Source organism: Acidicapsa dinghuensis, from assembly GCF_025685685.1.
Lineage (GTDB): Bacteria > Acidobacteriota > Terriglobia > Terriglobales > Acidobacteriaceae > Acidicapsa > Acidicapsa dinghuensis.
Window position 1 is genome coordinate 467,948 of the sequence record NZ_JAGSYH010000001.1, and the last position, 13,152, is coordinate 481,099.

A 13,152-nucleotide genomic window follows, 5' to 3' on the forward strand; every position below is an offset into this window, starting at 1 on the left:
CGCAATATCTGTGGTTTTCTGAAAGGTAATGAGGCATAGCAATTGAAGATAAGTTTGTATAGGATTCTGCCGGCATTGGTGTTGGCTATTGCTACGAGTCCGGCACTTCTGGCCCGGACCATCCAGGGCACCGTTACCAACATAACAGCCAATAAGCCTTCCGCGGGAGACACAGTCACACTGCTGAGTCTCTCCGCCGGCCTCGATGAGCTCAGTAGCACCAAGACCGACAGCAAGGGCCACTTCTCTTTGAATACCCCTGCCGAGGAGCCTTATCTCATTCGCGTGGAACATGATAAGGGGGCATACTTCAAGAACGTTCCTCCCGGCATCACGCAGGCTGACATCACTGTTTATGACGTGGCTGCCAAGGTTGAGGGCGTTTCGACAGAGGCCGACGTCATGCGTGTCGAAGCCGATAACGGCCAGCTTCACGTCACGGAAAACTACTTTGTTAAGAACGTCTCGTCCCCGCCTCGTACGCAGTCGAGCGAACATACCTTTGAGGTTGTGCTTCCCGCCGATGCGGTTCTCGAAGGTGCCGCCACAACCGGTCCTTCGAATATGCCCATTTCAGCGACACCCGATCCGGTCAATCCCAAGGGGCATTACGCATTCTCTTACCCGATTCGGCCCAACGAAGGCGAAAACGGCACGCGATTCCAACTCAGTTATCACCTGAACTACAGCGGCAACTACAAGTTCTCACCGAAGGAGATGGGTGCGGTCGATAATGTCGCGATCATTCTCCCTGCCAGCATGAAGTTCGAGCCGGGCGCGGGCACCAGTTATCAGACGGTCAATGACGGCACTCCTGGCGCGCAGACATTCCTGATGCGCGGCGTTCACCCTGGCGAGGCTCTTGACTTCAATGTCTCGGGCACAGGCTCTTTCCCACGTGAAAATCAGGGTGCAGACCAGGGCGCGCAATCATCGCCCGCCGACAACGCAGGCAACGGCCCCAATGGCCGCCCCGGCGGCGGCCTGGGCAATCCTATCGATACCCCCGACCCGCTCAGCAAGTACAAGTGGTGGATTTTGAGCGGACTCGCCTTGGTTTTGGTTGCGATCGCCGCATTTCTGCTGCGCAAGCCTTCAGGAGTCACCGAAGCTGCTCCGGCAATCGCGGGTTCAGCTGCATCTCCCGTTTTCACCCCGGCCTCGACAGTAATTCCCACATCCTCCAACGGGCGGACACGCAATCAGCTTCTACTGGATGCACTGAAAGAGGAGCTATTCTCCATCGAAAGCGAAAAAATTGCGGGAACGCTCTCAACTGAAGAGTACGCCGAGGTCAAACCTGCACTCGAAACTGTTCTGCGCCGTGCACTCAAGCGGCAAGGATAACGGGAGGATACGATGAAAACGATCCTTCGCACGCTGCTGCTGCTGGCCTTCATCGTCTGGCTCGGCGCTGAGATATTTTTTCCCGTCGTTGCGGGAGTCACCTTCTCGCACATCAGCGATACGCATGCCGCCGGACAGGTTGTCGGCGGCCTCCTGCGCATTCTTCACGGCATGGGTCTGGTCTGTGGAGTTGTGCTGCTGGCGTTGCTCGCTCTTGCTCCTGCGTGGGGAGTGTATAAATCCCGCAGCGTGCTGGCGCCAATGGTCTTCATCGTATTGATGCTCGCGCTTACTTCGTACTCACAATTCGTCATTATCCCGGCAATGGAGCACGACCGGATTGCAGCAGGCGGCGCAATCGATGCCGTTCCAGTCGACAATCCATATCGCGTGGATTTCAACCGGCTTCATGGCAGAAGTACTACGGTCGAAGGCAGCATTCTGCTACTCGGTATCGTCACCGTTGTATTGATCGCAGGTGCGGAAACAGCAGCGAAACAACCCTAAAACTCATCTGATTTTTCAGTGAATGTTTTCGTTCGTCATAATTTAGCCGTTATGCTGCATCAGGCTCTGTGACGGAACATAGTATTCTGTCCAATGCTTAAGCTCTCCATCATTCTGGGCGTAATCGCTGCGCTGGCAGATATTGTCGGCGGTCTGGTCCTCGTACGCGCACGAGGTATCCAGAAATATCTGCGTTATTTCGTCGCTCTTGGTGCCGGCTTTCTCATGGCGACCTCTGTGCTCGAAATGCTGCCTGAGAGTCTGCGTCTTGATGCCAAGATTGCTCCAATCCTTGTGATGGCAGGCTATTGCGCCGTCCACTTCCTCGAACACACCATCAACGCACACTTTCACTTCGGTGAAGAGACTCATCACGGCGAATTCGTTTCTCTGCATACCAGTTATTCGGTGCTGGCTGGGCTTACTGTCCATGCGCTCTTCGATGGAGTCGCCATCGGCTCAGGTTTCGCCCTCTCAAACGTCCTCGGAATGCTGATCTTTCTGGCTATCCTGCTGCACAAAGCCCCTGAGGGCTTCACCATGGCTTCTGTCATGCTGGCCAGCGGACGCAGCCGCAAAGTTGCTCTCTTTTCAGCCATCGCGCTCGCGGCAGCCACTTTGGTCGGCGTGCTGGTGATTGAATTACTGCCGTCCATGGTCCGCTACGGGCTGCCCATTTCGGCAGGAGTTGCGCTCTACGTCGCTGCAACCGATCTCGTACCCGAAGTCAACCGCGAGCCGGGCATCCGCATGGCGCTTGTTTTCTTCGCAGGCGTGGCTGGATTCCTGATTTTGCGTCTGTTGCTTCCCAATGTGTAACTGCTTGCCCGCCACCGCCTCGCATGCAATGAAATTGAGGCTAGTGGCATAAACTGGAAGTCATGGAAGCTGGCACCAGGTTCTCTGACGCTTGGGGAAGAAACCATCCTCTGCGCAGACTAGCTATGCGAGACGCGATTGCTCTCAGCATTCTTGCTGCCATCACGCTGCTTATGTTTGCTGTAGCAGGCCTCTACTACAGCGCGTACAACCGTTATCGTGCCTCACTCGGACTGCCGACCGACAACACTCCGGTCATCACTCTTCCGACGATGAGGCACCACTGATGGCCCAATCCACGGACGGTATTTCCTCAGGCCAGCCCGCCGAAACAATCTCCTCTAAAACATCTCCCGGCCTTCCGGCATTTCAACAGCCGGTCAGCCGCGAGCGATATCTTTTTCTCGTTTTACCTATCTTCATCGGCATTCTTTCAGGATTGCTCGTCGTTTGTTTCCGCATCTCTATTGAATGGCTTCGTCTGGCTCTGATCGGCAAATATATGCGTCCGGGAGACTGGCACCTGATTGCCGTTCCGGGCGCTGTTGGGCTGCTCGTCGCTATTCTCGTTCAGTATGCTTTTCCGGCTGCGCGCGGCTCCGGCATCAATCAGACCAAAGCCGCCATGTACGTTCACAATGGCTATATCTCCATGCGAACGATGTTCGGCAAGCTCATCGGTACAGCGCTTGCAATTGGAGCAGGTTTTTCGCTGGGCCCTGAAGATCCTTCGCTGCAGGTTGGCGCTGCAATTTCTTCCACAGTCAGTCGCCAGTTCCGGTTATCGCCTGAAAAACTGCGCCTCTTTGCTCCGGTCGGCGCTGCTGCTGGCCTTGCTGCAGCGTTCAACGCGCCCATCACTGCCTTGCTGTTTGTCATTGAGGAAGTCGTCGGAAACTGGAACGCATCCGTGCTTGGTTCTATCGTTCTAGCCGCTATCTCGGGCGATGCGGTTTCGCGCTGGTTTTTTGGCGATGCACCGCTCTTTCGTGTGCCTAACCTGGAGATGCGCGACCCGCGCGAACTGCTTGCCTATGCAACTCTGGGTATCGCCGGTGGCATCGCCGCGCTAATCTTTTCCGGCACCATGCGCCAACTGCGTCCCCGTTTGGCGCGCCTACCGGCATGGACACATATCATTCAACCGCCTCTGGCCGGGCTTGCTATTGGGCTGATTGGCTATTTGGGTTTCCCACAGGTTATGGGTGTCGGTTACGAATCCATCAACCAGGCTATCAATGGGAATTTTGGCTGGAAGCTGCTCTTCATCCTGGCCGCGCTAAAAATGCTCGCCACTACCCTAGGGTTCGTTTCTGGAACCCCCGGAGGAATGTTTGCTCCCACGCTTTTTGTGGGCGCGATGCTCGGCACCGCCATCGGCAACTTGCAGGAAATCTGGCTTCCTCACCTCGCCGGACCAATTGGTTCTTACACTCTCGCAGGCATGGGAGTGCTCTTTGCCGCCTTTCTGCGCGCACCCCTCACCAGTGTCTTCATGGTTCTCGAAGTCAGCGGCAATTATTCCATCGTAGCCCCGGTTATTCTTGCCAACACAATCGCCTATCTGATCGCGCGCAAATTTGATCCGGTGCCCATCTTCGAAGCCTTCACGCGACAGGATGGCCTGGATCTGCCTTCAATGGAAGAGATCCGAGAAGAGGAGCGTCTTCACATCGAAGATGCGCTGCATGCCCCCGCAGGATTTTCCAGGACGCAGCCGGACATCCCGGTTCTGCCACCAACCCGCCCTTTGCGCGAGGCGCTGTGCGAAGCTGAAGCCAGCCCCGACGATCGCGGCCTGATCATCGTCCATTTTCCTGACGGGAACGGATATTCCCTCGGAATCGAGGAACTACAGCAACTGGGCGCAGCATCCTCACCCGAGACAGCGATCGGCGACCTGCTGCCGGAGCGGCGCTTGCCGCTGCTCTATCCGGATATGCCGCTCGACACGACCTTACACTTCTTTTCCAAATGGCCGGCGCTGCTCATACGCAACCGGGCAGTACCAACCGCTATCGAGGGGGTGCTCACAAAAGAACAGGTTCTCGACCGCTATCACGATGCGTAACGTATAAACATGTGTGACATATCGAACACGTATCCATCATCAATCATGCGAAATTGATGACACATTTTTGCGTTTGTCGTCCTACAATGGGCATTGATCGTCCAACTACAATTGAGGTTTTCTGCATGACTGGTTTTCTTGGGCGCGTCCCACGCCCGTTTGCGCACGTTTTTGAAACGTTTTTTTCTCCATCTATGATCTCGGGGGCGGACGGCTGCTTTGCGATTTAGCCGAATCTTCAATCCACGCCCATTCTCTTTACCGATCGGTCGGCTCGGTCTATTGACCATCGCTGCGCTTCTCGTCCATGGCTATCACCTTGGCACTGAGGACGCTGAGATTTATTTGCCCGGCGCTCTGAAGGCAGCTGACCCATCCCTCTTCTCCTTTGCACCCGAATTCTTTCAATCGCACGCGCATTTATCGCTTTTCAGCTCCATGGTTGGCTGGAGCATACGCCTTACCCATCTACCGCCCGATTGGGTTTTCTTCCTGTGGTATCTGGCCACACTTTTCGCGGCGCTCGTCTCGTGCTGGATGCTGGCCGAGGCCTGTTTTGAATCTCCGCGGGCACGATGGGGCGCGGTACTCGTCACTACGGTCCTTTTGACCATGCCTGCCACCAACACTGGCCTGCTTTTGGTGGATCCCTACTTAACAGCGCGTTCTCTGTCTACGCCGTTGTGCTTGTTCACGCTCGCTGTTTTTCTGCGAAAACAGTTCGCCTGGGCCTTAGCAGGTCTTCTAGTAACCGCAGCCATACACCCGCAAATGGTCGTCTATCTTGCGTTCCTGCTCGGGGTGATTCACTATGGCGGGCGAGCGACAGTACCAGAGGAAGAACCCGTTCCGGTACTTGCCGGATTAGCCGCATCGATGGTGTTCCTTTTGCCCTCGGGATTCCATCTGGAGCGTGCTCATGGCGCTTACCGCGAGGCGCTCTACTCGCGTGATTACTTCTTCCTCTACAACTGGACTTGGTACCACTGGCTCGGCCTTCTGGCACCTCTCGGAATTCTTGCTTACCTCTGGAGATCGAATCTCCGTGGTACGTGCTGCGCCATGCGTAAGCTCTGCCTCGCTCTCGTCCCCTTTGGCCTCGCATCGATCGCCGTTGCAGCACTCTTCGCAACCTCTCCCGCTTTCGACATGTTCGAGCGCTTGCAACCGCTACGTAGTTTCCACCTCATCACGCTTATCTTTATCCTGTTGATGGGTGGCATTCTGGCAGAGTTCACAGCGAACAAACATCGCTGGATATTACCCGCGACAACCGTCTTGCTCGCCATTGGCATGTTCGTCGTCGGCAAAACAACCTATCCGGACAGCCCGCACATCGAGCTGCCATCGTCATCCAGCTCCAATCCATGGATAAACACGCTGCTCTGGGTGCGCCACAACACTCCAAAGGATGCGGTCTTTGCCGTCGATTCGCGCTATTTCGAGGCTCCAGGCACAGATATGCATGGCTTCCGCGCGATCTCTGAGCGATCAGCACTCGCGGACTATTACAAAGACAGTGGGGCGGTTTCTCTTTTTCCGTCTCTAGCCGATTCCTGGAAGTCCATGTCAACGGCAACAACAGGCCTCAACAACTTCACAGAGTCAGACTTCAAACATCTTCGTGAAGAATATCCTCAGGTTTCCTGGACTGTTATTCGCGGCCAGGCGCCTGCTGGACTGGAATGCCCATTCGCCCAAGCTCCCTACACTGTCTGCAAAATGCCTGAAGTAGTCGGCAGTGTTTTTACCTCCGGAGAGTAACGCGCTCACTGGAGGTAGCCTCTTCGGCCTCAGGAAGATTTCGAACTGTCTTTGTTTGCTCTTTAAGACCCGAAAGCTGCAGACGATTTGCATAGAGTTTCAGGAGCAGGCTGGCAAAATCCCTGGCAACGCGAAGATTTGCCTTGCTGGTTCCTGAAGCTCGCTGGCCAAAGGCAAATGGTATCTCCTGAATGGAGCTGATCCTGCCCCGTACGAGAATCTCCAGGAGCAGCTTGAATCCACTTTGTTCAAAGCAAATGTCACCCAGGCAAGTGCGCCGCACGAGAAAATACCCGGACATTGGATCTTTTGCCCGTATGCCTCGTTGCTGTAATGGCAACGTAACGGACACCGCCATCGAAGACCACAATCTTCGAAGCAGATTCCACTGCCCTGTCTCGCCGCCCTTCGTGTAGCGGCTGCCAATAGCAACATCTCTGTCGTTCAAAATGGCCTGCAGCAGTTGAGGCAGCAGTGCTGGCGGATGCTGCCGATCGGCATCCATTACTCCAAGGACATCGGCATCGCTGTGACGCCAGCCATGCAAAATTGCCCCCGAAAGACCCCGTTCTCCTCTGCGCACCAGCAAGCGAACTCGCGGATCATTCTCGGCAACCCGCTTTACAAGCTCGCCCGTCCCATCACAACTTTCATCGTCCACAACAAGAATCTCGTAGTTCACACCAACCGAATCGAGAACATTGCGAACCTCCTCCAACAACTCGAGAATATTTCCCGCCTCGCACAATGTTGGGATTACAAGTGCGAACTGTGCTCTTTCACGCCCCTTCTGAGCAGGCGCTGATACAGAGTCCGGCATGTAGGATTGTGATATCGCTATCGAAGACATGAGTGTGTTGATTCAGCGGAGTGGTATCGTTTGAGGCGCAAAAAAATTCTGACCGCGTTGTTGGGCGTGTTGGCTTTCACAATCCTCGGATTTTTAACCATGGGCTACCATCCGGGAGCGGAAGACGATGGAGTATATTTGAGTGCGGTAAAATCCGACCTCAACCCCCAACTATTCCCCCGCGATTCCGATTTTTTCCGATTGCAATTGCAAGCTACGGTGTTTGACGGCGGGATGGCTAAATTTGCCGACACCACTCACTTTTCCATCGAATGGTCTGAACTGCTCTGGCAATTCCTTTCTCTTTTCCTGATCCTTCTGGCATGCCGCAGCATAGCCGTCAGTCTCTTTGCCGAGCAAAGTGCCCAATGGGGAGCAGTCGCCCTCATATCTGCAATGTTCACTCTCCCAGTAGCGGGCACCGCTCTATACCTGGCAGATCAATACCTACACCCTCGTGCAATCTCCACGGCTCTCATTCTTTTTGCCGTTTCACGGATACTGGCAAATAAATCCTGGCAATCTCTTCCCTTGCTTATCCTGGCTGTTATCACGCATCCGCTGATGGGAATTCTCGGACTCTCCTTCTGCCTTTTTCTGTTCTTTACTGGTCATCCGCGTTTCATGAGCAATACAACAACGTTTTCCAGGTCCTCTGCAGTCTTGTTTCCTCTCGGATGGATTTTCGAAAGGCCATCCCCGGAATGGCATGCAGCGCTCAACACGCGCTCCTACTATTTCCTCTCACGATGGACATGGTACGAATGGCTCGGAGCAATTGCGCCGCTGGTCATTTTTTACGGTCTGTGGCGTATCGCCCGCAGTCGCGAGCACCCGCTCCTCGCACGGCTCTCCCTGGCAATATTCCTCTATGGCTGCTTTCAGCTTCTTGTAGCTTGCATCGCGCTTGAGGTCCCGGCATTCGTACGCCTCACCCCAATGCAGCCCATGCGATTCCTGCACCTGATTTATATTTTTCTCTGCCTCGTCGCTGGAGCACTGCTTGGCAAGTTCGTGCTGAAGAGATCCACATGGCGGTGGGCTGTTTTCCTGCTCGTCGCCAACGGCAGCATGTTTCTGGTTCAACGCAACCTATTCGCCAACTCTCCACATCTTGAACTTCCCGGAATCGTCTCGAATAACGCCTGGTTGCAGGCATTCGCATGGATTCGTCAAAACACCCCCACGAATGCCTATTTCACGTTGGATCCGCACTATATGTCCGCTCCCGGAGAAGATTTTCACAGCTTCCGAGCACTTGCCGAACGCAGTGAACTCTCAGACGCCTTCAAGGACGCGGCTGTCGCCACACAAGTACCGAGTCTGGCCGTCATCTGGAATCAGCAGCAACTGGCCACTAGCGGCTGGAGGCGCTTCCAGCTTGCCGATTTTAAGCGGCTCAAAAGCCAATTTGGAACAAATTGGGCGCTCGTCTACCACCCTGCTCCATCGGGTCTTGACTGCAAATGGCATAACGCAGCTTTGGCTGTCTGCCAGATTCCCTGACCTGATCTCGGGGAAGACTTTGCGCCGCGCCGCTCTTTCCGCCAGAATGGAAAGGATATCCTCTGACTTGGCCCTCACCTAAGGCCGCCGGGAGCCGTACTTATGTTGAACCTGACGCAGCGCCTTACACTTGGTTGTGCGCTGCTCGTGGCCTTATTGCTCGCCTTGGCCATCTGGGTCCATCGCGTGTTGGTTCCGAGCGGAAAAACAGGCGGGCATGCCGTCTTCATTCTCTGGCTGCTTTCCGGTTCTGCAATCCTCGTCGCAACCATTACGCTGATCTTCGTCTTGCGTCCTATCGAACAGCTTGGCCGTGACATTCGCCGTATCGCCTCTGGCGATCTCGCGCATCGCACCGAATGGGGTTCTACAGTTCACAGCAACGACAGCTTTGGCCAGATCGCGAATGAAATCGACCGTCTGGCCGTCCGTCTTCGCGAACTTCGCGAAACCGAGGCCGGACGCCGCCAGATGGAGTTCCAGCTCTCCGACGCTGTTCTGCAATCGATCTTCGAACCAATTATCGTCACCGACAGCAAAGGCCACGTACTTAAGATCAACCAGGCAGCCGCTGAAGTCCTCGGCTCAGCCGCAACCGACCGCATGGCTCTCGCCAATACACCGGGCGGCGAAAAAATCCTTGAAGCTATCCGGAATGCCGTCTCGATGCAACGAGCCGTCGCGGCGGAAGGGGAAGCAGCAACTCTACCGATGCGCATCGGTGAACGCGAGCATAATTACCGTCTGCGCACCATGCCTATGCGCGACTCGGAAGGGCGGTTGCTGGGCGCCGTCACCACGCTGGAAGATGTCACCTCCCTTCAGGAAACCGACCGGTTCAAGACACAATTCATCGCAGTCGCTTCGGCTCGTTTGCGTGATCCACTCCTCCAGCTCCGCCGTGGACTTTACGCTCTCGGCATGGGGTTCGCAGGGGAGCTCCGTCCCCTTCAGGCAGAGCTTGTTACTGCTGCCAGCAACGAATCGCAAAAACTCGATGACCTCATGAGTGAGCTGATCGAAGTTTCCGAGCTCGACTCGGGTAAGAGGGAGCTGCGCGTAGAGAAAATACTTCCCTACGTTGAGCTCGTAGAGGCTCGCAACCGCGCCACCGATGCTGCTCAGGCTCGCAACGTACGCATCGAAATCCATGCTTTTGCCGACCTCTCACATGTACAGGCCGACCGTCGGGCGGTCCGAACTATTCTTGATAATCTTGTCGGCAACGCTCTTCGCTTCTCGCCTGCCGAAAGCGAGGTAACACTTGAAGCAGAGGAGCATAAGGGCTTCATTCAATTCATCGTGCGCGACAGCGGTCCAGGAATCGCAGCCGACCGGCTCAATCACATCTTCGATCGTTTCAGCTCATTCTCAGACGGTGGCACAGGTCTCGGTCTGGCACTGGCACGCCGGCTAGTCGAATCCCTCGGAGGCCAGATTTCCGTCGAAAGCCGTCTCGGTCATGGCGCAACCTTCCGCTTTACATTACCGGTCGCCTCTGTCGAGGCGATACGCCATCCGGTTGAGGTGGGCTAATCGTGAGCGATCAACCTACCGAACTGCAGATCGAGCGTCAGCATGAGCCGGCACGTCTGCGCATCTACATCGGTGCTGCGCCCGGCGTCGGCAAAACCTATCACATGCTCAGTGATGCGCACCTGCTCAAGCAGCAAGGCGTAGACATTGTGATCGGCCTCATCGAGTCTCATGGTCGCGCGGAGACCGAAGCACAGATCCGCGATCTGGAAATCATTCCCCTACAGAGCATCGGCTACCGCACAGTCAAGCTCAAAGAAATGGATTTGGAGGCGATTCTCGCACGCCGCCCAAATACCGTCGTCGTGGATGAACTGGCGCACACCAACGTCCCCGGCAGCAAAAACCGCAAGCGTTACGAAGATGTAATCGAGCTTCTTGATGCCAGCATCAACGTGATGACTGCCGTCAATATCCAGCATCTCGAAACTCTCAACGACGCCGTCGCCCGTTCTGCCAACACAACTATTCGGGAGACCGTCCCAGACAGCGTGCTCAAGCGCGCCGACGAAGTAGTCAACGTCGATGTCACCGTCGACGAGTTGCGTACCCGGCTTAAGCAGGGAAAGATCTACGCCGCGGAAAAGGTCGAGCAATCGCTTGCCAACTTCTTCCGCAAGGGCAATCTCAACATGCTTCGCGAACTGGCATTGCGCACTACCGCTGAGACGGTCGGCAGCCAGGCTGCGCAGTATCGCCGCATTCAGGGTCTGGAGCAGGCTCCCATGCCGGAAAAGGTCATGGTTTGCCTCTCAACACGAACGGGAACCGAGCGTCTTATTCGCGTTGGATCTCGAATCGCCGGCCGCCTCGCCACAAACTGGTATGCCGTTTATGTGGTGCGTCCTGACGAAGATAAAGGCCATGGCAACCCTGAAGCTTTCGAGCGCCTGCAGGAGTTTCAGCGCATGGCCCGCGATCTGGGAGCACAGAACATAACGCTGCACGACAAGAATGTAGCTGACGCCCTTATCCGTTTTGCGCAGCAGGAAAACATCTCCCACGTCGTCTTCGGTCAGTCCGCCCGTTCCCGGTGGGACATCCTCCTCCGCGGCTCCGTGCTCAACCGGTTCCTGGCGGAAGTTCGCGATGTCACCGTACAGGTCGTACCCATGCAAAAACCCGTTCGCAAGAATTAGCGAACACGTCCGTCTACTCGCTAAATACTCGCACCTTCACGTTGGCGTTTGAGCTGCTCTCTTTTCCGGTCACATCCACTGTCAGATCGTCGAGGCTGTCAACCAGTTCCTCAAGATTCTCCGGTTTGATCTGCGACAACGTCAGCGGAATTCCCTGCTTGTTCAGAGCCTGATCCAGATGCTCATGCGCCTGTGCCGGAATCAGGCTTGCAAGGCGTACCCCCGCACGCAGCAATCGCATCGGTACACGGATATTCACTGAGGTCGGTCCATTCTTGCCGCTTTCGCCTTCTTGCGACTCGACCAACACCCTCAGATATTTCGGGCGCGGTTTCGCCGGTTCCGCATCGCCTGCTGATGCCGCTCCTGCGTAACGGGCGCCGTTTCCGCCGGTTGCGGCATTGGATTCCAGCGCACTCAGCAGCCGTTCAGCTTCTTCAGCCGTTATTTTGCCGTCGGCCAGCATTTGCAATACCTGGCGTCTGCTATCGTTCATCACAACCCTCCGAATAAAGTCCGCAAAACGGCATGTACGTGCCGCGCAATCGTAGGCCCATTCCATGAAAGCAGGCCGTAATGCGCTCCCACCCAGGGATTCCAGTTGCTTCCCTCCGCTACTGCCCCTGCAACGATCAGGAGAACTACCGCGCAGATCACACCCCAACACAACACAATCTTGACGTGTCTCAACAATCCAGCTAGCGGCGAAGGATAGAGGACCTCTTCAGCTTCGCGTACGCTGATCAGGCCTCCGGCCAGTAGCACCAGTACACCGAAACGCTCGCATTGCATTGCGCCTCCTAATAGATCTGCAGGAAAACGCGGTTCCCCTCTGCGTTCACCGAAACTCCCGTTCCTGGTAAACTGCAAATCAACCCCCAGAACACCGCGATGGCACGCCACACACTGATCCTCGCTGCGAGGCAACATCCAAGAAGGACAAGGAAAATCAGCGGTGACAGAATGATCAGCGGTATCCAAAGCAGGAATAGAGGAATCCAGAGCCGGAACCCCGGCCAAAACGAATTGTGAATATGAACAATCGCCAGATTCGGAGTCACCGTAATCCCTCCAATGCCTCAATCGCTTCAACCGCCGTAATTTCGCCGCGATTCAATCTCTCCAGCACTTCCGTACGAATCTCAACACCCGACGGCCCCGGATTCGTCTCCACAAACTCGAGCTGCCCGGCAATCCTGTTCAAACGGGCCTTAATCGTCGGATAGCTCACTCCGAAGATCTGCTCCATCTCTTTAATGGAGCCATGCGTGCGAACAAATGCCATGACAAATATCTGGTCCTCAATGCTTAACCTTGCGAGCTCCGGCAGCAGAAACGTCCCCTCGATCGCAATCTGTTTCTCAGGCAGCCGCACTCGTTCCACAACCATAGAACTGCCCTGCGCCATCCGCAGAAGCTCCTGCCATTCCAAAGCTTTGCTATCCGCTTTCACGATTGACTCTCAATCACTGCACGATTATGAATTAATTTTATTAAGTATTACAACTAATTTTTTTAATATTATTGATTTTACGATTACCACGCCAACCGAAGATGCATGTTCAAACCAATGAAAAACGGCGGACAAAGTCCGCCGCTGTAAATTGGATCTC

The 13,152-nt window shown here is 55.2% G+C and carries 13 protein-coding genes; 9 read left to right on the forward strand and 4 right to left on the reverse strand.

Translation table 11 applies throughout. The features are described 5' to 3' along the window. Positions 1-42 precede the first annotated feature (42 nt). The 6 genes from OHL22_RS01825 (at position 43) to OHL22_RS01850 (ending at position 6,508) form a co-directional block, all read left to right on the forward strand. Positions 43-1,347, forward strand: a complete 1,305-nt coding sequence (locus OHL22_RS01825; protein ID WP_263332590.1) for a carboxypeptidase-like regulatory domain-containing protein — start codon at positions 43-45, stop codon at positions 1,345-1,347. Positions 1,348-1,359: 12 nt separating this feature from the next. Continuing rightward, a complete protein-coding gene (locus tag OHL22_RS01830) occupies positions 1,360-1,854 on the forward strand; it encodes a DUF4149 domain-containing protein (RefSeq protein ID WP_263332592.1) in 495 nt (164 codons plus the stop codon). Between the two features lie 93 nt (positions 1,855-1,947). Next, positions 1,948-2,673, forward strand: a complete 726-nt coding sequence (locus OHL22_RS01835) for a ZIP family metal transporter (protein ID WP_263332594.1) — start codon at positions 1,948-1,950, stop codon at positions 2,671-2,673. A 125-nt stretch (positions 2,674-2,798) separates the two neighbouring features. Next, positions 2,799-2,960, forward strand: coding sequence for a hypothetical protein (locus OHL22_RS01840; RefSeq protein ID WP_263332596.1), 162 nt, complete (start codon positions 2,799-2,801; stop codon positions 2,958-2,960). Continuing rightward, positions 2,960-4,744: a chloride channel protein gene (locus OHL22_RS01845; protein ID WP_263332598.1), complete on the forward strand. Its 1,785-nt coding sequence runs from the start codon at positions 2,960-2,962 to the stop codon at positions 4,742-4,744. Before OHL22_RS01840 ends, OHL22_RS01845 begins: the two co-directional genes overlap by 1 nt. Positions 4,745-4,963: 219 nt before the next feature. Continuing rightward, positions 4,964-6,508, forward strand: a complete 1,545-nt coding sequence (locus OHL22_RS01850) for a hypothetical protein (RefSeq protein WP_263332600.1) — start codon at positions 4,964-4,966, stop codon at positions 6,506-6,508. Here the strand turns inward: OHL22_RS01850 and OHL22_RS01855 are convergent. Next, complete coding sequence (locus tag OHL22_RS01855; protein WP_317890877.1) at positions 6,492-7,358, reverse strand: polyprenol monophosphomannose synthase; 867 nt, start codon at positions 7,356-7,358, stop codon at positions 6,492-6,494. The two genes, OHL22_RS01850 and OHL22_RS01855, sit on opposite strands and share 17 nt — an antisense overlap. Before the next feature lie 30 nt (positions 7,359-7,388). Here OHL22_RS01855 and OHL22_RS01860 point away from each other — a divergent pair, with 30 nt between their 5' ends. From OHL22_RS01860 to OHL22_RS01870, 3 genes are all read left to right on the forward strand, one after another. Further along, the gene (locus OHL22_RS01860; protein WP_263332604.1) at positions 7,389-8,864 is read left to right on the forward strand and encodes a DUF6798 domain-containing protein; all 1,476 of its coding nucleotides are present in this window, start codon (positions 7,389-7,391) and stop codon (positions 8,862-8,864) included. A gap of 102 nt (positions 8,865-8,966) precedes the next feature. Beyond that, positions 8,967-10,400, forward strand: a complete 1,434-nt coding sequence (locus tag OHL22_RS01865) for a sensor histidine kinase (RefSeq protein ID WP_263332606.1) — start codon at positions 8,967-8,969, stop codon at positions 10,398-10,400. A 2-nt stretch (positions 10,401-10,402) separates the two neighbouring features. Continuing rightward, a complete protein-coding gene (locus tag OHL22_RS01870) occupies positions 10,403-11,539 on the forward strand; it encodes a universal stress protein (RefSeq protein ID WP_263332608.1) in 1,137 nt (378 codons plus the stop codon). Positions 11,540-11,552: 13 nt separating this feature from the next. On the opposite strand, the gene OHL22_RS01875 is transcribed toward OHL22_RS01870, so the two are convergent. From OHL22_RS01875 to OHL22_RS01885, 3 genes are all read right to left on the reverse strand, one after another. Then, positions 11,553-12,035, reverse strand: a complete 483-nt coding sequence (locus OHL22_RS01875) for an SHOCT-like domain-containing protein (RefSeq protein WP_263332611.1) — start codon at positions 12,033-12,035, stop codon at positions 11,553-11,555. Then, positions 12,035-12,331: a hypothetical protein gene (locus OHL22_RS01880; protein WP_263332613.1), complete on the reverse strand. Its 297-nt coding sequence runs from the start codon at positions 12,329-12,331 to the stop codon at positions 12,035-12,037. The genes OHL22_RS01875 and OHL22_RS01880 overlap by 1 nt, the downstream gene beginning before the upstream one ends. Before the next feature lie 265 nt (positions 12,332-12,596). Then, complete coding sequence (locus OHL22_RS01885; protein ID WP_263332615.1) at positions 12,597-12,992, reverse strand: DUF2089 domain-containing protein; 396 nt, start codon at positions 12,990-12,992, stop codon at positions 12,597-12,599. Positions 12,993-13,152: the final 160 nt, after the last annotated feature.